Source organism: Roseibium sp., assembly GCF_048261595.1.
GTDB lineage: Bacteria > Pseudomonadota > Alphaproteobacteria > Rhizobiales > Stappiaceae > Roseibium.
On sequence record NZ_JBLXFW010000004.1, the window covers coordinates 182,365 to 203,861 of the forward strand.

The following is a 21,497-nucleotide window of genomic DNA, read 5'->3' on the forward strand; positions in this document are numbered from 1 at the left end:
ACCGGCCGATTGGCCGGTTTTTTTTGCTCTCCTAAAACGGTTCCGTCAGGCCGCGTTGGACGAGGCCAGCGGCTGTGTAAGCAGAGAGTAGATGTCATCGACATCCGTCGAGGAACGCAAGCCCTCGGTAACGCCACCATCGCGAAGCTGCCTGGCAATACGTGCCAATGCCTTCAGATGGTCCGCGCCAGCGCCTTCCGGAGCAAGCAGAAGGAACACCAGGTCGACGGGCTGATCATCAAGGGCATCGAAATCCACCGGCTTGTCCAACCGGGCGAACAGCCCAACCAGATGATCAAGACGCGTCAGTTTCCCGTGCGGAATGGCAATCCCGTTGCCAACACCAGTGGAACCAAGACGCTCTCGTTGAAGGAGAGTGTCGAAGATCTCACGCTCGGACAAGCCTGTCAGTTCTGCTGCCTTGGCAGCCAACTCCTGAATCGCCTGCTTCTTGCTCTTAACCTTCAGTCCGGCGACGACCGCCTCTTTCGTCAGAAGATCACCAAGATCCATTTCATTCGCCTACGCATCTCTTGGCGCCGGGTCCGCAGAACACACTCCGGCGCCAATCTCTTGTGTTCTATTCAGCGGCCTGCTTGGCCACAAGCGCCGGATCAATCCAGCCGATATTTCCGTCCGAGCGGCGGTAGACGACATTTACTTCGCCGTTGGCCGCGTTCTTGAACAGGATCACAGGCGCTTCGCTCAGGTCCAGTTCCATCACCGCCATGCCGACGGTCAACGTCTTCACTTTCGCCGCTGTTTCCGCAATCACCAGCGGATTGTAGTCAACGGGCAGTTCTTCCTCTTCTTCCGGAGAGGCCAGAACGTAGGAGGCTGCTTCATAATCCTCACGGCCGGCTGCATGATTGCCGTGGTGGTCTTTCAGCTTCCTTTTGTAACGCCGGAGGCGCTTTTCGATCTTGTCAGCGGCCAGATCAAAGCTCTGCCGCGGCTCCTGGTCCTGAGCCGATACCTGCAGGACGATTCCAGTGTCCAGATGCAAAGTGCATTCGGATTTGAATCCCGCGCCTTCCCGACTCAAAGTGACGTGGCCGTTGTAACCACCGTCAAAATACTTGGACAAGGCGTCTTCAACCCGGTCAGTCACGTGGGTGCGCAGAGCGTCACCAACATCAACGTTCTTTCCCGAAATCCGCAAAGCCATGGGGACCTCTAATTCTCGTTTGGACCAAAAGGTCGCCGGCGGGATGCCGACGCTTGAAGCAGGTCGTGCTCCAAGCCAACAGAATGAACCAGTCAACGCCGAAGCGCCATCCCCATCGTCACGTTCACTTGCGGGCGGTCGTATACGCATCGCCAAGCCACCTGTCAATCCGTGCGCCGCAGCAGCGTCAGCGCAGCACGGTTACAAGGCCACTTCACGATTGCCGATGCGCAACTTAAAATTAGAAACCAAGAGAATTTCTATATTATTATCATATGCTTATCGCATTGACCGTTTTTCACGACGCCGCTGCACCGAGGAAGGTATCTTCATCGCCTCGCGATACTTCGCAACCGTTCGGCGAGCAATATCGACACCGTCGTCCTTTAAGTTTTTAACAATCGTATCGTCAGAAAGGATCGCTTTGGGATCCTCAGCATCAATCATCTGCCTGATCTTATGACGCACCGATTCCGCGGAATGGGAATCGCCATCGACAGTTGCTGATATGGCAGAGGAGAAAAAATACTTGAGCTCATAAATGCCACGTGGGGTCGCCATGTATTTGTTCGACGTTACCCGGCTGACCGTGGATTCATGCATTCCGATTGCATCGGCAATCGTCTTGAGATTGAGCGGTCTGAGGTGCTCGATGCCGTAAGTCAGGAAGCCGTCCTGCTGGCGGACGATCTCCGTTGACACCTTGAGGATCGTCTTTGCCCGCTGATCAAGGCTCTTGGCCAGCCAATTGGCGGTCTGCAGGCAATCAGTCAGGTATTCCTTCTCGGTCTCGTTGCGCGCGTTCTTGGAAACCTTGGCATAATAGGTCTGATTGACCAACACCTTGGGAAGCGTGTCGGTGTTCAATTCGACGAGCCATGTTCCATCCGGAGACCGGCGCACCAGAACATCCGGGACCATCGGCTGGACCAAGCCACCCCCAAAGACACTTCCCGGCTTCGGGTCCAGTGCCCTGATCTCGGAGATCATCTCGGTCAGGTCTTCGTCGTCGACTCCGCAGACTTTTCGAAGCGCTGGAAAATCGTGACGTGCAAGCAGCTCGATGTTGTCGATCAAGGCTTCCATTGCCGGGTCGAAACGGTTGCGCTCAATCAGCTGCAACTTGAGACATTCCGCAAGGCTGCGTGCGAAGACACCGGCTGGCTCGAAGGTCTGCAGGACAGCAAGAACCGCCTCGATCTTTTCTAGGCCGATTCCAAGCTGCTCGGCCGTTTCTTCCAGGTCCAGAAACAGGTAACCGTTCTCGTCGAGCGAATTGATAAGGTGGCCAGCGATGAGCTTGTCCGCCGGGTCCGAGATGGCAAGATTCATCTGTTCGTCGAGCGAGTGGACGAGTGATTCCTCTTCGGCCACGAATGCTTCAAGATTGTAGTCCTCGCTCGAACCGCCGCTTGAGGTGTTCTTGTAGCTGTCACCGCCCTTGAGCGCAGCGGGATCAGGAGACGCAGGAACTCCCGGCTCGTCGGGAAAGACGTTGCCCAGATCCGTATCCAGTCGACTGGCAATGGCCTCCGACCCGGTCTCAAGCTGGCTCTCCATCCAGTCGCCGGACTGAGGTTCGTCTCGGGAAGAGCCGGCCTGAGAAGCATCCGTTTCAAAGGCGTCGGGAATGGCATCGGTTTCGGAACCGGCTCCCTGAGTGTCACTATCGCTTTTTTCCAGGAGCGGGTTACGTTCCAGCTCTGCGTCGACGTAGGCAACCAGATCAAGGTTCGACAATTGCAAAAGCTTGATCGCCTGCATCAGCTGCGGCGTCATGATCAGCGACTGGCTTTGTCGCATCTCCAGCTTTGTCGAAATTGCCATTAAGTCCGGGGTCTCTCGTGCACGCGGTTGGTCCGCTTCTTGCTATAACCTAACCCGCCCCCGGTCATCAAAGTGTAAATTGCTCTCCGAGATAGAGCCTCCGAACATCCGGGTTCGCCACGATTTCCCGTGGCAACCCTTCAGTGAGGACCTCGCCAGCTGCGATAATGTAGGCACGGTCGATAAGACCCAGCGTTTCCCGGACGTTGTGGTCCGTGATCAGGACACCGATGCCGCGTTCTGTCAGATGGCGAACGAGCTGCTGGATATCCCCAACCGCGATCGGATCAATGCCTGCGAAAGGCTCATCGAGAAGCATGAAGGACGGGCGGCTCGCCAGAGCCCGCGCAATTTCGACCCGGCGCCGTTCGCCCCCGGAAAGGGCAATCGACGGCGACTTGCGCAGGTGCGTCAGGCCGAACTCGTTCAGAAGCGATTCAAGATCCTCGGAGCGTCTGCGGCGGTCCGGTTCGATGACCTCGAGCACGGCACGGATGTTTTCTTCCACGGTCAAGCCGCGGAAAATCGATGCTTCTTGCGGGAGATACCCGATCCCAAGGCGGGCACGGCGATACATTGGCAAACGCGTGATATCGAAGCCATCGAGCGTGATCCCGCCCTGATCCGGCCGAATAAGACCGGTAATCATGTAAAAGGTCGTGGTCTTGCCCGCGCCGTTCGGACCGAGGAGCCCGACGGCTTCTCCCGGGCGAACCTCAAGGCTGACGTATTTCACGACCTGCCGGCGTCCATAAGTCTTGCCGATACCATCAACGACAAGAGCGCCCGGTGATCTTGCATCGTCGCGGGGCGCGACCTCGTTGGACGAGAATGGGAAAAGCTTCACCGGTGCGTTCCGTTGCTGCCGAACTGAAGCAAGACATAGGTGTCTTGCGGCAAACTGTCGAGTGCGGAGTAATTGGGGTTTTAATTGCTGTTCAGGCTGTTCGGCTGAATCAGAACCTTAACTCGACCCGAGGACTGAGCCTGCAGATCGGCCTTTCCGGTCTTCAGGTTCACCGTGAGACGGTTGCCGACGACAACGTTCGGCCCCTGGCTCAAGACAACTTCCTTGCCGGTCATCACCATGACTTCCTGCTTCATGTCGAAGCTCGCCTGATCGCCCGTTGCCGTCTGGTCCTTCGCCGAGATCAAGACACGACCGGACGCTTCCAGCCGCGAGATCTTCTGTTGGGTCGAACCTGCTGCCGAGCCGTCATAATAGACGCGAAGCCGCTGTGTCTTCAGGCGCGTATCGCCTTGCGACACAACCACATCGCCGACAAACGTCGCGCTGTTGGTTCTGTCCTCGACTTGCAGCTCACTCGCCTCTATCTGGATCGGTTCCTTGTCGTTGGAGCCGAAACCTGCAAACGCGTCAGAGAAAGTCTGCGCACTTGCGTTGAAACCTCCCGCACAGAGGAAAATTGCGCCAAGCGCTGCGATCACAAGTCTCATCGGCATTTCCTATTTGTCCTGTGCGGCCGGAGTTAGGGTCATCTTGATACCGTCCGTAAACCGAACGATTCCCTTTTCCTGATCGTAGGTCAGTTGTCCAGCCTGAATATTACCCTGATCGGAGCGGATCGAAAGGGGTTCGCTCGTCTCCAGCGCACCAGACTTCAGATCGATCATGACGCTCGACAGGTCGGCGGTGTAGCCCTCGCTCCATTGAAGTTGCAAACCGTCAAAAAGAGCCAGGGTCTCTGCACCGTTGTCATATGTCCCCTTAAGCGCGGTGACACTTGCACTTTCGTTCGGGTTTAGAACGATATCGGCGCGAATGTTCTCAAGATCGATAATGCGAGGGTCGCTCAGGCGCTGAATGGCCCGAACAGCCGACACCTTGTAGGAGCGCTCACCATCATGCCCGGACAGCTCGGGCCGATCCATGACGAGCCCGTCGCTGGTCAAGCTGACGTTGCCGATCCCCAGACCCGTCAGGATATTGAAGGCGACGATCAGCCCGGCCATGCCCAACAGGATGAGCAGTCCGGACAATGGCAGGAGAATGCGAAGCACCTTCACCCAACGGCTGTGACGGCGCGCAGATCTTTGCACGCGGCTTTCCAGCCGTTTGGGGTTTCCACCAGATACTTTCGCGTCTTGAACGCTCATCCGTTTCTCAGTGCCCAGCCTCAGGAATGTGCAAAGATATCATTTTCATCCCATCCCTTCAGATCCAGCTCGGAACGCATCGGCAGGAACTGGAAGCAGGCTTGCGCCATGTGCAAACGTCCCTCTCGCACCAGCATCGCCTCCAGCACCGCCTTGAGCTTGTGCAAATGCAAAACATCAGAGGCCGCGTAGGCAAGCTGGGCGTCCGACAGCGTTTCCGCGGCCCAGTCGGAGCTCTGTTGCTGTTTCGACAGATCCACTCCGACAAGCTCGCGCGCAAGCTCTTTCAACCCATGTCTATCGGTATAGGTCCGCACTAGCTTAGACGCGATCTTGGTGCACCAGACCGGGTTAACATCGATATTCAGGTAGTGCTTGAGCACGGCAACATCAAATCGTGCAAAATGAAAAATCTTGTGCCTGTTCGGATCTGTGAGCAATCTGGCCAGATTCGGAGCTTCAGTTTGCCCTCGTTCGATCTGAACGACATCGGCGGTGCCGTCGCCAGACGACAATTGCACCACGCAGAGCCTGTCACGATGCGGATTGAGGCCCAAGGTTTCCGTGTCCACGGCCACGGCCTCGGCAGCCTCGTAGGCTGAGAGGTCGGGCAGGTCGTTCTTGTGGTACCGGATTGTCATGCGCGTCTGTCGCTCCTGATCCGCAGCGGGGCTCGTTTATGCCAATATGACGCAACGGCTCCCGTAACGCCTGCACTTGTGCAGTGAGGTAAATCATGGACGATGATCGCGCAAGGCGCATAGCCACTACATCCTGACGGTCCCAGGCCAAACGGCGGGACGGTACCAATGCGTCACGCCCAGGAGGCGAAGGGCAGCCTGATCAAGACACGGGTTTCGGTTGCCTCGATCACCCGCTCGATAACACCTGACAGCTCGATTGTGACATACAGATCGATCAACCGGGTACCGAAGCCCTTTCGCGCCGTTTCCGGGAGCTCGATTGCGGGACGCTGTTCAACCCAGTCGATCACGAGCTGCTTTTTCTTTCCGGTTCCTTCAATGGTCCAGCTGACCTTCAGACTTCCATCCGGATCGGTCACAGCGCCGTACTTCAGAGCGTTTGTCGCCAGTTCGTGAAAAACAAGGCCGAGCGCTTGCGTCGCCTTCTCATTGACTTCAACGGAAGTCCCGTCGACAGCGCTGGAAACAACGTCGCTGCCAAGAACCTGCTCAAGCTCGGAAGACAGCAATGACTTCAGGTCCGCCTTTGACCATTGCGACCTTGTCAGCATGTCCTGAGCATTCGCCATCGAATTCAAGCGTGCCTGAAAAGAGGACGAAAACTCCTCGAGATCTTCTGAGTTTGCAGAGGTCTGCCGTGCAATCGCGGCAATTCTCGCAATCGCATTCTTCAGCCGGTGCTTCATTTCCTGAAGCATCAGCTCCTTTTCTTCCAAGCCCTTTCGCGTCGCATCCGCGAGGTTTCGGGCTGCAATGCCGGCGCGGAACTGTACATGCGTCAGCGCTGCAGCCAGAACGGCGAGCAACAAGACGCCCAGGCCGGCAGCGTAAACGGGGTAGTAGTCACCCGGATTGCTGAAATCACGCGTCGGATAAATGTTGAAGAGCCATTCCCTGCCCGCGACTTCTGCGGATACGATCACTTTCGGACCGCTGTCGGCAACCCGCTCCTCGAAACCGCCTGATCGGAAAAGAGACTGCATTTCGTTGCCTGTCGCATCGAATGTTTCGACAAGAAGCGGAAGTTCGCCCTTTTCCTGAAGTGCTGCCTGATGCAGGTCACCCGCGCGGAACGGGGCATAAATGAAGCCCTCTAAACGTATCTGATCCGTTTCCGACGGAATTTGACCGGACGCATACCACGGCAGATAGACCAGGAAACCAGCCTGCTTGTCGTCGGTGATCTCCTGAACGAGCATGACAGGCCCGGATGCCGAGGCCTCACCCGTCTGGCCAGCCCGCTTCATCGCTTCGCGACGCGTCTCATTGGAATACATGTCGTAGCCAAGTGCTGCGGCATTGCGAGGATTCGAGGGCTCCAGTGCGGTGATGGATGTTTTCAGGTCCTCGGTTGACTCCGGCCAGGGCGCCCGCTCGATACCGTAATCACGCGCCAGATCCGCCGTCACCTTTTCTGCGTCCCCCTCACGCAGAACCTTTGAGAAACCTATCCCCTGCACCCCGCGATACTCGCCACTCAGGTCAAGCCCGGCCACGAATGCGCGAAACGCGTCCACGCTCACTGATCCGTCATTGGCGGAATAAAGCGCCTTGGTCGCCTGAAGTAGAGAGACGTGGTTGCCAACTCTGGCGACAACCTGGTGGGCGGCTTGTTCAGCCAATGAGGTCAGTCGCGCCGTTTCACCTAAACTGACGGACTCGTAATAGGAATATGTGGCTCCGAGCCCAACAGCCGAAACCAGAAGGAAAACCGAGGGGGAAACGAGACGATACATCGCAACTCCAGACAAGCAGCGAAGACTACGTCTTTCTGCGCATCGCACAAAGTTAAATCTATGCGGTACCTAGTGAATTATTCGGATTTCCGACGAGAAGGCCGCGCAGCATAGCGCCTGCGCCCGTACTGCTTGAACGTCAAAGATGCAAACGAAAAAAGCTCCGGAAACCGGAGCTTTTTCGGGATGCTCAGACGTTGGTAGTCTGTCTGAGAAAATTTTGGTGCCCAGGAGAGGACTCGAACCTCCACGCCCTTGCGAGCGCTAGCACCTGAAGCTAGTGCGTCTACCAATTCCGCCACCTGGGCTGTGAGAGGGGCTTTTAAGGACCACCCGGAGCCTTGTCAATCACAGAATCGAAATCATTTTCATTCATTCACAAGGTGGCGGTGGAAAGCACTTCACAGGCCGCCGTCGACGGTCTAAGAGACTGCAGGAACGCTCGCTTCTCGAAGCTGGGCAGGTATTTGGACGCGACAGGGGGCAACCGGCATGTCCATGGCTCTCAATGGAAAACTCGTAACAGTATTCGGTGCATCCGGCTTTCTGGGGCGCCACATCGTGCAGGCGCTAGCCCGCCGTGGATACCGCATCCGGGCAGCAGTTCGCCGCCCCGATCTTGCAACCCATCTGCAGCCGCTCGGCGCGCCGGGACAGATCATGCCCGTGCAGGCGAACCTGCGTTACCGCTGGTCGGTTGACCGCGCGGTAGTGGGTGCCGATGCCGTGGTGAATGCGGTCGGTATCCTGGCTCCAAGCGGCAAGCAGACATTTGACGCTGTTCAGGCGTTCGGGCCGCGTGCCATTGCGGAAGCCGCCCGCGCGGCAGGTCTCTCCGCGATTACGCATGTCTCGGCCATCGGCGCAGATGTCGATTCCGCATCCGACTACGCACGCTCGAAAGGAATGGGTGAAGCCGCCGTTCTGGAAACACTTCCCGACAGCGTCATCCTGCGCCCGTCGATCGTGTTCGGTCCGGAGGACGACTTCTTCAACAAGTTTGCCGCGATGGCCAGTTTCGCTCCGGCCTTGCCTCTGATCGGCTTCGGCGAGACAAAGTTCCAGCCGGTCTACGTCTCCGATGTTGCCGAGGCAGTTGCCCGGTCAGTGGACGGCGACCTACAGGCGGGTGCCGCCTACGAGCTCGGCGGACCGGAAGTGGTGACATTCAAGGAGTGCCTCGAACTTATGTTCGCCGTCACCCGGCGCAAGCGTTTCCTTGTGCCGATCCCGTTCGAGGTGGCCAGCGTGATGGGCAAAATCATGCAAATGCTCCCGAAGCCGATGCTGACTGCAGACCAGGTAGAACTGCTGAAGTCCGACAACGTGGTTTCCGAAGCAGCCAAGGCGAACGGCCTTACGCTTGAAGGAATTGGAATTCGGACCTCGACGCTTGAGGCCGTTCTTCCGACCTATCTTGATCGCTTCCGCGAGCATGGTCAGTACGACGCCCACCGCATTGCGTAGGCTGCGGCACAGTCTGCGACAGAATATATAAGTCAACGGGCGGCTCCGGGCCGCCCGTTTGTCGTTCCGGGTCCATCTTTGACATCCGCCGTCATCCGCCGTCATCCGCCGTCGGAGATCCGCTCGTAACCGACTGACGTTCGTACAAGGCCTATATCCTTCAATCCGCGGTCATCGAGAACATGAAGGGCACGCATTGTCCTTCGGTATTCCCATTCACGGCGGATCGCGTTTGCAAAGCCGGTAGCCAGCCAGATAAGCAGACCTCGGCCGTCAGCCCGGTACCGATAGTTTCGATCAAAAGTCATTGCCATTATCGTGCTCCCAACACCGTGCCGAAGAGCCTGTCTCCCGGCGCAGATGTGACAATGGCAAGCCAATCCTGACAGCTGTGAGTCAGGTTTATTCTCGTTCTGTTCCTTTTTTCATTCATGCCTTAAGGTCTGCGGAAAGAAGGGGCCGAAAACATGAATGCCATCGAACGAGCCTTGGGAATTCTGCTGCTGCTTACCGGAGGGCGCCTTGTCTCGGCCACTACGCTCGCCGAACGCTTCGGCGTTTCCTTGAGGACGATCTATCGGGACATCGACAGGCTGCTCTCGCTTGGCATTCCGATTGATGCGGAACGCGGGGCCGAGGGCGGGTATCGGCTGTCAAAAGACTATCTTCAGCCGCCAGTCGCGCTGACACGAAATGAAACCGCCGCGCTGCTGACTGCGCTGGCGTTGGTCAGAGGCAGCCAGATCCTGCCCCTGGCGAGTGACCTGCATGCTGCCGAGCAAAAGCTCGTCGCGAGCCTCCCAAAGGCGGTTCACTCTCTTCTGTCACAAGCGGATCGGATCATTGGCATCGAACCGGTACCGGCCGACATCTTTCACAGTCAGACCAAGGCCGAGCCCCATGAGGGCTGGCAGAGCGCGCTTGACGCCTTCATGGCCGGCTTGCTGGAAAACCGCAGGGTGCGGTTCAAGCATGTCAATCCGTTACGCCAGAAGCCTCGCGAGCATGATGTGGAGCCCTATGGCATCCTCTACGACAGAAACCTCTGGTACCTGGCGGGTCGCTCCGTCGACGCTGATGACATCAAGATCTACCGCGCCGACAGGGTTGCCGAAATAGAGGTGAGTGGATTTCGTTTCACTCCCCCGAAGGACTTTTCCATCAAGACGCTGCTGGGTGGAGCATGGTTGTCACAGGCGATGCGCCGTTGGGAGAAGGAAGGGCCGAGCGCCCGGATCAAGATCACTCAAGGCCAGGCAAGGGTCCTCGCCAGCGACTGGTACTACCGGCATGCGATCTTCTCGCCCGCTACCGACGGCAAGGTCCTGATCAGCATTCCGACCATAAAGAAAGCGCAGCTATTCCCACTGATCCGTTGGCTTGGCCCTGGGACGGAGCTAATCGAACCCGAAGAGTTGCGGATCGAGTTCGCGGAAGAACTGAGCGCCATGTCTCAGGCACATGCTTGCCCGGACTGAGATTGCCCGCATCTGCAAACGTTCCGGCCTGTCAGCCGAAAAGGTACAGTCCGAGAAACCCGAGGAGGCCAACGGCAATTCGCCAGTAGGCAAATGGCGTGAACCCGTGGCGTGAAACGAAGTCCAGCAGTCCCTTCACCACGAACACACCGGCGACAAAGGACGCCACGAAGCCGATGGTGATGATGTAGGCATCATCCATCGAGAGGATGTCCCGGTTCTTGTAGAGATCATAGGCAAAGGCTCCGGCCATCGTCGGCATGGCCAGGAAGAACGAGAATTCTGCGGCAGAGCGCTTGTCCGTCCCCATCAGGAGAGATCCAGCGATTGTCGAACCGGACCGCGATACGCCTGGCACCATGGCGAGGCACTGGCATAGCCCAATCTTGAAGCAGAGGCTGAGCGGATAATCGATGACATTTGTGTAGCGCGGCTTGAGCGGCAGGCGGTCTACCCAGAGCAGAATGACGCCACCTACAAAAAGCGTCGTACAGATCAATGCCGGCGATTCGAACAGCACCTGCTTGATAAACCCATGCGCCAGAACCCCGATGACAGCTGCCGGCAGAAAAGCCAGCAGGATGCCGAACACGAACCGCCGGCTTGCATGATCAGACGGCAACGCCATCGCCAGATTCCAGAGCCGGGCGGAATAAACCGTCAGAATTGCGAGAATCGCGCCGAGCTGAATGAGGACCTCGAAGGTCTTTCCGGTGCTCTCAAACCCGAGGAAGTGTCCCAAGAGCAGAATATGACCTGTGGACGAAACCGGGATGAACTCTGTCACCCCTTCCACGACGCCAAGGATCAAGGCGTTGATAATTGTCTGATCTTCCATGAAATTTCCTCAAAAATCCGCGTTCGACCAATGCTGACACGGATTGAACGAATAGCATTGCCAAATTCCTAATTCAGAACTTCGGCGTCAAACCCTTGATAACCACCCTTAGGTCATAATTGACAGCTATCGGCACACCCGGTTCGGCTTCATAAAGGACCGCAACCAAGATTTGCCGTATTCCGACCGGTAACGTCAGGCCTCATCAAGCGTTCATGCTCACGCTCTATCATCATCCATTCTCTCCGTCCTCCAGGTTCGTTCGCCTCGCCCTTCGCGAATATGGCGCGGAGTATCAGGAACGCACGATCAACCCCTGGGAGCGCCCACAGGAGCTGTTGCAGCGAAACCCTGCTGGTACCGTTCCGGTGCTGGTTGAAAACGATGGGCCTGCCATCTGCGGACCGACGCCGATCATGGAGTATCTCGATGAGACACGCGGCTATGTCGTGGCGGACCGCCGCCTCATGCCCGATCATCCGGACGCGCGGGCAGAGTGCCGCCGCCTGGTCGAATGGTCTCTCGTCAAGTTCGACAATGAGGTTGTGGGACATCTGGTACGTGAGCGGATCTACAAGCAGACCATGCCCCGCTCTGCAGGTGGCGGAGAGCCCGATTCAGCGGCCCTGCGCGTTGCCCGCGCCAATATCCACCATCATTTGAAGTATTTCGGCTATCTTGTAGCCTCGCGCCGGTGGCTTGCGGGTGATCGACTGTCATTCGCCGACTTTGCCCTGGCTGCCGAATTGTCGTGCGCCGATTACTTGGGCGAAGTGTCATGGGCGGAGGAAGACAACGTGAAGAGCTGGTACGCGCGGGTGAAATCGCGTCCGAGCATGCGGCCACTCCTCGGCGAGAAGATCCTCGGGATGCCGCCATCGGCGACCTACGCGGACCTGGACTTCTGACGTCGTCTGTCAAAAATCAATCGTCGACCGGAAAATTGATATCCGGGCTCGAGACCAAAGCTGCGGCGTTGGGCTTCGACGGCGTGCGTATCGCTCCCGCCAGTTCCATACCGCAGGCACCCGAGCGTCTCCGCCAGTTTCTCGAAGCCGGATATCACGCCTCCATGGGCTGGATGGCCGAGACGGAAGACAGGCGTGCAGATCCCGCCGTCCTTTGGCCCGAGGTTCGGTCCGTGATCATGCTTGCCATGAACTATGGTCCGGATGTCGATCCACTCGCCCATTTATCAGATCCGCAAACGGCGGGGATCTCCGTATATGCTCGAAACCGCGACTATCACGACGTCATCAAGGGCCGCCTGAAAGAACTGGCGAGTTTCCTCGTTTCCCGTGCCGGTGGAGACGTGAAGGTTTTTGTCGACACGGCGCCCGTGATGGAGAAACCGCTCGCGGCTGCAGCCGGTCTCGGTTGGCAGGGCAAGCATACAAATCTTGTCTCGCGCGAACTCGGCTCCTGGTTCTTTCTCGGATCGATCTTTACGACGCTGGACCTGCCGGCGTCCGGAGCAGAGCGGGATCACTGCGGTTCATGCCGATCCTGTCTTGACGCCTGTCCGACACATGCATTTCCTGCGCCCTATCAGCTCGATGCGCGTCGCTGCATTTCCTACCTGACGATCGAGCACGCAGGACCCATTCCGCAAGAATTCCGGAAGGCCATTGGCAACAGGATCTATGGCTGTGACGACTGTCTGGCGGCCTGTCCGTGGAACAAGTTTGCTCGTTTGGCAAACGAGGCAAAGCTCATCGCCCGCGATGACCTGCAGGCGCCGCGTCTTGCCGATCTGGCGAAGCTCGACGACCAGACTTTCCGAAAGCGCTTCTCCGGGTCGCCGATCAAACGGATCGGCCGAAATCGTTTCCTGCGCAATGTTCTGATCGCAATTGGAAACTCCGGTCGGCGGAACATGCTTTCCGAGGTTCGTCCACATCTGGATGACGAAGACCCGACCGTACGTGGCGCCGCTGTGTGGGCACTCCGGCAACTCGCAGATGCGGACTTGTTTGAACAGGAAAAACTGACCCGGTCCCGGGGTGAACAGGACGTCACCGTCCTGGAGGAATGGTCGCCTCACCCGTGAGACGACCATTCTCTCTTCATTCGTAAGCGCCTATTCGGCTGCCTCGGCGATAGCCGGAGCAATGCGGGCCGCACAGAACTTGAACTCCGGGATTTTGCCGAATGGATCAAGCTGCGGATTGGTCAGGAAGTTGGCCGGTGCCTCCGTGAAGCAGAACGGTATGAACAGCATACCGTTCGACACGTCCCGATCCGCCCGAAGTGTCAGGGTGATGGCCCCTCGCCTCGTCTCGACCCTGACCTTCTGACCAAGCTGAAGACCTGCCTTGGCAATATCCCTGGGGTGCATGGAAACCACCGGCTCCGGCTCGATGGCATCGAGAACCGTGGCGCGGCGGGTCATCGCACCCGTGTGCCAATGCTCCAGCATCCGCCCTGTGGTGAGAACCAGCGGGAAATCATCGTCGGGCATTTCGTCCGGCGGCACGAGGTCGGTCGGCACGATCCGCGCCCGCCCGTCCGAGGTTGGGAATGATTCACCGAACAGGATCTCGTTGCCCGGTGTGTCATCGCTGTCGGCCGGATAGGTAACCGTCCCGTCGCGCTCCAGCCGCTCCCACGAGATGTGTGCCAGCGACGGCATGTGCGACCGCATCTCCTCATAGACCTCGGGCACACCGCCGTAGGTCCAGTTGAGACCGAGCCGATTGGCAAGTTCGACGATCAGTTCCCAATCCCCGCGCGCATCTCCTGGCATTGGTACGCAAGGACGGCCGATCTGAACCTGGCGGTTCGTGTTCGTGTAGGTTCCGAGTTTTTCGGCATGCGCGGATGCAGGCAGGATGACATCCGCATGCCAGGCCGTTTCAGTCAGGAAGATGTCCTGAACCACCAGGTGCTTGAGGCTTGCCAAAGCCTTGCGCGCGTGGTTCTGGTCAGGGTCCGACATCGCGGGGTTTTCGCCCATGACGTACATCGCCTCGATGCCACCTGCGAGAATGTCATCCATGATCTCGACGACGGTCAGGCCTCTATCGGGATCGAGGGAACGGCCCCAGGCATCCTCGAAACGGCCCCGAATATCCGGGTTTTCGACCGACTGGTAATCGGGGAACACCATCGGAATAAGACCGGCGTCAGACGCGCCCTGCACGTTGTTCTGGCCGCGAAGCGGGTGCAGGCCTGTGCCCGGCCGCCCGATCTGCCCGGTCGTGAGCGCCATGGCGATCAGCGACCGGACGTTGTCCGTTCCGTGAACATGCTGGGACACGCCCATGCCCCAGAAGATGATCGACTTGGCCGACGTTGCGTAGAGGCGCGCGACTTCTCTCAGCGTCCGGGCATCGATGCCGCAGACCTCTTCCATCGCTTCCGGCGTGAAGGCGGCGATCTTCTCCTTCAAGGCCTCGAAGCCATCCACATGGGCAGCGATATACTGCCGGTCATAGAGCTCCTCGGCGATGATGACATTGAGGATGGCGTTGAGCATCGCCACGTCCGAACCGGGCTTGAAGACCAGACTGTGATCCGCGTGCCGCATCAGTCCCTGATGTCGTGGGTCCATGACAACGAGCTTGGTGCCGTTCTTCGCAGCTTGTTTGAGATAGGTGGCCGCAACGGGATGGTTCTGCTCCGGTCGCGCCCCGATGACGATGACGCAGTCGGCTTCGAGGGCGGCCGCGAAAGGTGCCGTTACTGCTCCGGACCCGATCCCCTCCATGAGCGCTGCGACCGAGGAGGCATGACACAACCGCGTGCAGTGATCGACATTGTTCGAGCCGAAGCCCTGACGGATCAACTTCTGGAACAGGTAGGCTTCCTCGTTGGAGCCCTTGGCTGAGCCGAACCCGGCGATCCCGGCGCTGCCCTTGGCCTCAAACGACGCTTTCAGTCCGGCGGCAGCGCGGTCCAGGGCCTCTTCCCAGGTTGCCTCGCGGAAGACCTCATGGATCCGGTCAAGGCTGAGGGACTGATGGGCATCCTTCGGAGCATCGTCGCGGCGGATAAGCGGTTTCGTCAGTCGTTCGGGGCTGGAAACATAATCGAACCCGAAGCGGCCCTTCACGCAAAGACGGTTTTCGTTGGCCGGGCCATTGCGGCCATCGACGGAGACGATCTTGCCGTCCTTCACCGAAACCTTGGTCAGGCAGCCGACGCCGCAGAAGGGGCAGACGCTGTCGACAGTCTCCTCGGCAAAGACCTCACGCCGGGTCGCTGTCTCATCGAGAAGGCTCTTCTCAAACAAAGCCCCCGTCGGGCAGGCAGAGACACACTCGCCGCAGGCGACGCAGGAAGACAACCCCATGGGATCCGACAAGTCGAAGACGGGTGCTGCATGCGATCCACGCCACCCCATCCCGATGACGTCGTTGACCTGAACCTCCCGGCATGCCCGTTCGCAAAGGTTGCAGGCAATGCAAGCCTCAAGGTTCACCGCGATTGCAGGGTGCGAGATATCCTGCTCCGGTTTCGGACACGACGTGTAGCGGCTATCGGTGACACCGACCCGATCCGACCATTTCCAGAAGTCGCTGTCCGGATCAGGATGATGGTCTCGCTGCGGCTGGTCGGCGACGAGAAGCTCGAACACCATCTCACGCGCCTTGCGCGCCCGTTCGCTGGATGTGGTCACGACCATGCCGTTGGACGGTTCACGGACGCAGGACGCTGTCAGGGTGCGCTCGCCCTCCACATCGACCATGCAGGCACGGCAGTTGCCGTCCGAGCGGTAGCCCGGCGCGTCCTTGTGGCAGAGATGGGGGATCGCGATGCCTTCACGCTTTGCCACCTCCCAGATGCTTTCGCCTTGAGCTGCCGTAACCTCGCGGCCGTCGAGGGTAAAGGTGATGGTGCTGCTCATGCTTGCCCCTCCCCGGCGAAGAACTTTAGAACCGACGCAACGGGATTGCTTGCGGCCTGACCGAGGCCGCAAATGGATGCCGTTCGCATCACCTCCTGCAGGTCCGCGATCTTGCCTTCGTCCCAGGTCTTGTCCTCAAGCAGCGAAACCATCTTCTCGGTTCCCGACCGGCAGGGCGTACACTGGCCACAGCTTTCGTGTTTGAAAAAGCGCATCAGATTGAGAGCGACGTCGCGCATGTTGTCCTTGTCGGAGAAAACGACGACGGCGTGGCTGCCGATGAAGCACCCGTGTTTCTCGAGGGTGCCGAAATCGAGTGGCTCATCGCCCAGAGATGCCGGTAGTATTCCTCCTGAAGCCCCCCCGGGAAGATAGGCCTTGAAGCTGTGCCCCTCTTCCATGCCGCCGCAATACTCGTCGATGAGTTCGTTCATCGTGATGCCGGCAGGCGCCTGCTTGACGCCCGGATTCCGTACCCGGCCGGACACGGAGAATGACCGGAACCCCTTGTGACCCCGGCGTCCTTGCGCAGCGAACCACTCAGGTCCCTTTTCCACAATGTCGCGGATCCAGAACAGCGTTTCGACGTTGTGGTTGAGCGTCGGACGACCGAAAAGGCCGACCTGCGCGATATAGGGTGGTCGATGGCGCGGCAGGCCGCGCTTGCCTTCAATGGACTCTATCATCGCGCTTTCTTCGCCGCAGATATAGGCCCCGGCGCCTCGGCGCAGTTCGATGTCGATGGTCGTTATGATTCCGGCTTCGCGAAGAAGGTCCAGTTCTCGGCGCAGAATCTCGAGCACAGCCGGATACTCGTCGCGCATGTAGAGGTAGACACGTTCCGCCTCTATGGCATGAGCCGCGATAAGCGCACCCTCAAGCATGCGATGCGGGTCGCGCTCAAGGTGGAAACGATCCTTGAATGTCCCGGGCTCGCCCTCGTCTCCGTTGATGGTCAGATATTTCGGCCCTGGAAGATCATGGACGATCTTCCATTTCGTCCCGGTTGGGAAACCTGCGCCACCCAGCCCGCGCAACCCGGCCTCGAGTGCCTTTTCGGCGATCTCCCCGGCTGTCAGGGAGCCCGCGCGTACTTTTTGAAGAAGCTGATAGCCTCCGTCGCACAGGTAGCGCTTGAGGCCGATGTAGTCCGGGATTTCCGGCTCATTCTCGGATGCGAAGATGGCCGAATGAACGGCAAGCTCGTTGGCGTTTTCAATCGCGCGTTTGCCGACCTGGACGGCCGGTGCACCCGCGCAACGGCCGATGCATGGCACCTTCTGGATTCTTACCTTCGTGGGATCGAGCCCCGTCTCAAGGACCGCGGCCAACGCATCGGCACCCTTGATCGAGCAGGCTACGCTGTCACACACCCTCACCGTCAGCGGTGCGGGTGCCGCCTCCCCTTCACGGACGATATCGAAGTGATGGTAGAAGCTCGCAACCTCGAACACTTCAGCCTGAGACAGCCGCATTTCCTCTGCGAGCGCATGCAGATGCCGGGCATGCAGGGCACCGAAGGCATCCTGGATCTTGTGCAGATGTTCGATCAGCAGATCACGCCTGCGCGGTTCGTCTCCAAGCAGGCCGCGCACATCCTGAAGCGCGTCCTCATCGAGCTGACGTCCCTTGGGCTGGGACGGCTTTCGTGAAAGCCCCTTGCCAAATGTCATTTTCGTTTCTTCCCGGCTGGCGATTTTTCTTTCAGGAAACGCCCTCTGTACCGGAATGGCAAATCATCAATGACGATCTATTGATCACACCAGATTATCAAAATTCTGCAAAATATTCGCGATGGAGTCTTTCAGCGCTCGCGAGACCGGCGTCGCAGGCTCTCTGACGGGAAGCAGCAGGCCGAGCCCGGCGCGGATATCGGGATCCTGGAGATCCCGCACCAGCAGCCCCTCGCTAAGACCCTCCTCGATCTGGATACGCGGCATGATGGCCGCAAAACCGCCTTGGCGGACGAGGGCCAGAATTGCATTGAAGCTGTTGGACTCGAACCGCGGCACAGGCTTTTCTCCCGCACGCTCGAAAGCTGCGTCGATGATCCGGCGGTTATGCATGTCCGGCGTCAGCAGGCACAGTGGAAGACTTGCGGCAGCCTTCCATGTCAGTGAGTGCGATGCACCAGGCAATGCAACATCGGGGGCTGCCACCAGCGAGTATTGCTCCTCGTAGACAGGGATGACCTCGATGCCATGGCCCTGCTGCCGCTCAAGGTAGGTTATGCCGGCGTCCAGCGAGAAATCAGCCAGTCCGGCTTCAATAGCCGTCGAGGATAGCGACAGAACCCGGTACGCAAGCTGAGGGTAACGGCGGGCAAGTGCACCACACAGACGGCCCGCAAACGGCGCGGCAGACGGAATAACGCCGAGGCGCAAGCTGCCTGCCGGCCCGTTCTCGAGAGCAACATCCTGAACGAGACCGCCGCAATCGGACAGGATCCGGCGTGCCCAGGAGAGCATTCTGTCGCCTTCCGCAGTAAACCCCTCGAAACGTTTGCCCCGGAAAATCAGAGGCGTTTCCAGCGCATTCTCAAGGCGTCTGATTCTTGCCGACAGTGCTGGCTGAGACAATCCGCAGGCATTTGCGGCCCGGGCGAAGTGCCGATGCTCCGAGAGCGCCACCAGCAGTCGGAGGTCGACCAGATCAAACGGCGGCAGTCGGTCCATCATCGGCTGATCTCGCTCTTTGTCCTATCCCCATTGCCAAAAGTCGGTGCCTTCCTTGCCGTAGAACCGCGCCAGGACCATCTTGTGGACTTCCGATGCACCATCGACGAGCCGCGCACACCGCGCGTAGCGGTAGATCCACTCCAGCACGGTGTCGTTGGAATAGCCACGCGCCCCGTTGAGCTGGATCCCAGTGTCCGCCGCCTTGTGCAAGGTATCGGCGACATGGATCTTGGCCGAGGACACTTCCTTGCGGGCACGGTCACCCTGATCGAGCTTCCAGGCTGCATGCATCACCAGCAACCGTCCGATCTGGATATCATGCGCCAGCTCTCCAAGCGCGGTCTGGACGGACTCGCGCTCACCGAGCTTGATGCCGAAACCTTCGCGACTTGAGACATAGTCCTGAGTGATCTCCATGCACCGCTTGGAAAGACCGAGCCAACGCATGCAGTGGGTGAGCCGGGCCGGCCCGAGCCGAATCTGTGTCAGGCGCAGACCGTCCCCCACCTCCATCAGGCGATCAGCATCGTCGATTTCCAGACCGTCGAATTCGATCTCGCAGACGCCGCCATGCTCGTCCGGTCCCATGTTGTCGATGCGCCTGACAATCCTCCAGCCGGGTTGATCGGCGTGGAACAGGAAGGCAGTCAGATGCCGCCTCTTTTCTTCAGGGTTCGGGTCGGTTCGCGCCATCAGGATGAAATGCTTGGCAATGGCGGCGCCCGAGATGAACCACTTGTGGCCGTAGACCTTCCATTTTGAGCCGTGGCGCTCTGCGCGTGTCTGGATCATTCCCGGATCTGAGCCACCGCCCGGATGCGGTTCTGTCATCGCGAAGGACGAGTTGACTGTCCCGTCAACAATCGGCTGCAGCCAACGCGTTTTCTGATCGTCGCGCGCCACCATCTCCAAACATCGCATGTTGCCGTCGTCAGGGGCCGCGCAGTTGAAAATGGCGGGGCCGAAAATGGAACGGTTGGCTTCCTCGTAGAAGACGGCCTGTTCCACCATCGGTAGCTGCAGCCCACCGCGTTCGGACGGCATTTGGGGAGCCCAAAGGCCGGACGCCTTCGACTTTTCCCTCAAGGCGTCGCGCAGGGTGAGCTTCAGGTTCTCGAATTCGTTGAAATTGCTTCTGTCGCTCTCAAGAGGGATAATCTCACGATCGACAAAAGCGCGTACCTTCTGCCTCAGCTCTTCGGCCCTCGGGCTGATGGTAAAATCCATATGCGGAACTCCGGAACGGTTAGAGCGACGAGACGAGATGCCCGCCATCCACGGGGATGATGGCACCGGTCATGTAGCTGGAGGCATCGCTGGCCAGAAGCGTGAAGGGCCCATCCAGGTCGCTGAGCTCGCCAAGCCTGCGCATCGGGATGCGGGAAATCATCTTCCGGCCCGGCTCGGTTTCGAAGAAGCCGCGGTTGATGTCTGTCTCCACATATCCCGGAGCAAGGGCATTTACTCTGATCTTGTGGCGGGAGAGTTCAAGGGCCAGCGCCTTCGTCATCTGGACGACCGCGGCCTTGGAGACGGCATAGGACGCAACTCCGGCACTGACACGCTCACCGAGGATGGATGCAATGTTGATAATGTTGCCGGGCTCGCCGGTGTCGCGCCAATGGCGGCCGCAGGAAATCGCCATCAGCCAGACGCCCCGAAGGTTGACGTCCATCACCGCATCGAAGTCTTCGGCCCGTTGATCCAGCGCGGCTCCCTCACGTGCAATACCGGCATTGTTGACAAGCACATCGAGGCCTCCGAAGGCCTCTACCGCCTCGGCACGGCAGGCGTGGATCGCGGCACCATCGCTGACGTCGAGTTCGATCGTGCGGACGTCTGCCGCTCCCAATTTCATGAGATCCGGTACCATTGACTCCAGGCGTTCAAGGCGCCGGGCAGCGATCGCAACGCGAGCGCCCTGAGACGCGCAAAGCGCGGCGAAATGCGCACCAAGTCCGCTGGAGGCACCCGTAATCAGGATACGTTTGCCTGCCAGATCAGCTCCAAATGTCATCTGTCCTCCCGTCCGATCCGGCTTGTTTGCTGTCCGGAAACAGGCGTACAGGGCAAAGCACCTGAAGCTTCAAGTCAAGCCGTCAAATCACCAAATTCGGCCAGCACCTGCTCGTATACTCCTCGCTTGAAGGGTACGATCAGTGCCGGCAGACGCTCGGCCCGCTCCCACTTCCATTCGGAAAACTCTGGCTTGTGACCGTCTGGAGGCGTCAGGATGTTGATTTCGCTTTCGTCACCCTCGAACCGGACGACAATCCATTTTTGAGCCTGACCCCGGTATTTCTGGGCGCGCCGTGAAGCGGCGACCACCTCGGGCGGATAGTCGTACGTCAACCATCCGGCGGTCTCACCGATCATCGAAACCGAGGCAATGGATGTTTCCTCGTAGAGTTCGCGCAATGCGGCCGCGTGTATATTCTCGCCAGGATCGATACCGCCCTGGGGCATTTGCCAGACATACTCGTAATCCGCAGCACCGTTGCCGTCGTCGCGCTTGCCGATCCAGACCAGTCCATCCCGGTTGACCACCATTATGCCGACACACGGGCGATACGGCAGTCCTTCACCCGGCGCCGGAAAGTCCGGGGCAATACTCTTGGCTGGCACGAAGCCCCC

20 protein-coding genes and 1 tRNA gene are annotated in these 21,497 nt (G+C 58.9%); 4 read left to right on the forward strand and 17 right to left on the reverse strand.

The genetic code is table 11. The features are described from left to right. Positions 1-45: 45 nt before the first annotated feature. The 9 genes from ptsN to ACN0SY_RS14425 form a co-directional block, all read right to left on the reverse strand. Entirely contained in the window at positions 46-513 is a 468-nt protein-coding gene (ptsN, locus tag ACN0SY_RS14385) for a PTS IIA-like nitrogen regulatory protein PtsN (RefSeq protein ID WP_417688240.1), read from the reverse strand. Positions 514-580: 67 nt separating this feature from the next. Next, positions 581-1,168 carry a ribosome hibernation-promoting factor, HPF/YfiA family gene (gene hpf / locus ACN0SY_RS14390; RefSeq protein WP_417688242.1) on the reverse strand — a complete coding sequence of 196 codons (588 nt, stop codon included), beginning with the start codon at positions 1,166-1,168 and terminating at the stop codon, positions 581-583. A 279-nt stretch (positions 1,169-1,447) separates the two neighbouring features. Then, positions 1,448-2,995: an RNA polymerase factor sigma-54 gene (rpoN, locus tag ACN0SY_RS14395; RefSeq protein WP_417688244.1), complete on the reverse strand. Its 1,548-nt coding sequence runs from the start codon at positions 2,993-2,995 to the stop codon at positions 1,448-1,450. A 67-nt stretch (positions 2,996-3,062) separates the two neighbouring features. Then, positions 3,063-3,842, reverse strand: a complete 780-nt coding sequence (gene lptB, locus ACN0SY_RS14400; protein ID WP_417688246.1) for an LPS export ABC transporter ATP-binding protein — start codon at positions 3,840-3,842, stop codon at positions 3,063-3,065. Positions 3,843-3,922: 80 nt separating this feature from the next. Beyond that, the gene (gene lptA, locus ACN0SY_RS14405; protein ID WP_417688249.1) at positions 3,923-4,453 is read right to left on the reverse strand and encodes a lipopolysaccharide transport periplasmic protein LptA; all 531 of its coding nucleotides are present in this window, start codon (positions 4,451-4,453) and stop codon (positions 3,923-3,925) included. Positions 4,454-4,462: 9 nt separating this feature from the next. Then, complete coding sequence (gene lptC / locus ACN0SY_RS14410) at positions 4,463-5,113, reverse strand: LPS export ABC transporter periplasmic protein LptC (protein ID WP_417688251.1); 651 nt, start codon at positions 5,111-5,113, stop codon at positions 4,463-4,465. Positions 5,114-5,133: 20 nt separating this feature from the next. Further along, entirely contained in the window at positions 5,134-5,754 is a 621-nt protein-coding gene (locus ACN0SY_RS14415) for a ribonuclease D (RefSeq protein ID WP_417688253.1), read from the reverse strand. Between the two features lie 173 nt (positions 5,755-5,927). Next, complete coding sequence (locus ACN0SY_RS14420; RefSeq protein WP_417688255.1) at positions 5,928-7,553, reverse strand: CHASE domain-containing protein; 1,626 nt, start codon at positions 7,551-7,553, stop codon at positions 5,928-5,930. Positions 7,554-7,774: 221 nt separating this feature from the next. Continuing rightward, positions 7,775-7,861: transfer RNA gene (locus ACN0SY_RS14425), tRNA-Leu, on the reverse strand. Positions 7,862-8,045: 184 nt separating this feature from the next. On the opposite strand from ACN0SY_RS14425, the gene ACN0SY_RS14430 reads away from it, so the two are divergent. Further along, the gene (locus ACN0SY_RS14430) at positions 8,046-9,020 is read left to right on the forward strand and encodes a complex I NDUFA9 subunit family protein (protein ID WP_417688257.1); all 975 of its coding nucleotides are present in this window, start codon (positions 8,046-8,048) and stop codon (positions 9,018-9,020) included. Between the two features lie 101 nt (positions 9,021-9,121). Here the strand turns inward: ACN0SY_RS14430 and ACN0SY_RS14435 are convergent, their stop codons facing one another. Continuing rightward, on the reverse strand, positions 9,122-9,334 hold the full coding sequence (locus tag ACN0SY_RS14435) for a DUF1127 domain-containing protein (protein ID WP_417688259.1): 213 nt from the start codon (positions 9,332-9,334) through the stop codon (positions 9,122-9,124). 153 nt (positions 9,335-9,487) lie between these two features. Here ACN0SY_RS14435 and ACN0SY_RS14440 point away from each other — a divergent pair, with 153 nt between their 5' ends. Further along, positions 9,488-10,498 carry a helix-turn-helix transcriptional regulator gene (locus ACN0SY_RS14440; RefSeq protein ID WP_417688261.1) on the forward strand — a complete coding sequence of 337 codons (1,011 nt, stop codon included), beginning with the start codon at positions 9,488-9,490 and terminating at the stop codon, positions 10,496-10,498. Between the two features lie 31 nt (positions 10,499-10,529). Here ACN0SY_RS14440 and ACN0SY_RS14445 read toward each other — a convergent pair whose 3' ends face one another. Further along, positions 10,530-11,336, reverse strand: a complete 807-nt coding sequence (locus ACN0SY_RS14445) for an undecaprenyl-diphosphate phosphatase (RefSeq protein WP_417688263.1) — start codon at positions 11,334-11,336, stop codon at positions 10,530-10,532. A 215-nt stretch (positions 11,337-11,551) separates the two neighbouring features. On the opposite strand from ACN0SY_RS14445, the gene ACN0SY_RS14450 reads away from it, so the two are divergent. Continuing rightward, a complete protein-coding gene (locus ACN0SY_RS14450) occupies positions 11,552-12,244 on the forward strand; it encodes a glutathione S-transferase family protein (protein ID WP_417688265.1) in 693 nt (230 codons plus the stop codon). Then, entirely contained in the window at positions 12,241-13,386 is a 1,146-nt protein-coding gene (gene queG / locus ACN0SY_RS14455; protein ID WP_417688730.1) for a tRNA epoxyqueuosine(34) reductase QueG, read from the forward strand. Before ACN0SY_RS14450 ends, queG begins: the two co-directional genes overlap by 4 nt. Before the next feature lie 30 nt (positions 13,387-13,416). Here the strand turns inward: queG and fdhF are convergent, their stop codons facing one another. From fdhF to ACN0SY_RS14485, 6 genes are all read right to left on the reverse strand, one after another. Beyond that, positions 13,417-16,185: a formate dehydrogenase subunit alpha gene (gene fdhF / locus ACN0SY_RS14460; RefSeq protein ID WP_417688267.1), complete on the reverse strand. Its 2,769-nt coding sequence runs from the start codon at positions 16,183-16,185 to the stop codon at positions 13,417-13,419. After that, the gene (locus tag ACN0SY_RS14465) at positions 16,182-17,858 is read right to left on the reverse strand and encodes an NAD(P)H-dependent oxidoreductase subunit E (protein WP_417688269.1); all 1,677 of its coding nucleotides are present in this window, start codon (positions 17,856-17,858) and stop codon (positions 16,182-16,184) included. The genes fdhF and ACN0SY_RS14465 overlap by 4 nt, the downstream gene beginning before the upstream one ends. Before the next feature lie 84 nt (positions 17,859-17,942). Beyond that, on the reverse strand, positions 17,943-18,863 hold the full coding sequence (locus tag ACN0SY_RS14470; RefSeq protein ID WP_417688271.1) for a LysR family transcriptional regulator: 921 nt from the start codon (positions 18,861-18,863) through the stop codon (positions 17,943-17,945). A 21-nt stretch (positions 18,864-18,884) separates the two neighbouring features. Beyond that, positions 18,885-20,090, reverse strand: a complete 1,206-nt coding sequence (locus ACN0SY_RS14475; protein WP_417688273.1) for an acyl-CoA dehydrogenase family protein — start codon at positions 20,088-20,090, stop codon at positions 18,885-18,887. Positions 20,091-20,109: 19 nt separating this feature from the next. Beyond that, complete coding sequence (locus ACN0SY_RS14480; protein WP_417688275.1) at positions 20,110-20,880, reverse strand: SDR family NAD(P)-dependent oxidoreductase; 771 nt, start codon at positions 20,878-20,880, stop codon at positions 20,110-20,112. A 74-nt stretch (positions 20,881-20,954) separates the two neighbouring features. Further along, entirely contained in the window at positions 20,955-21,488 is a 534-nt protein-coding gene (locus ACN0SY_RS14485; protein ID WP_417688277.1) for an RNA pyrophosphohydrolase, read from the reverse strand. Between the last annotated feature and the right edge of the window lie 9 nt (positions 21,489-21,497).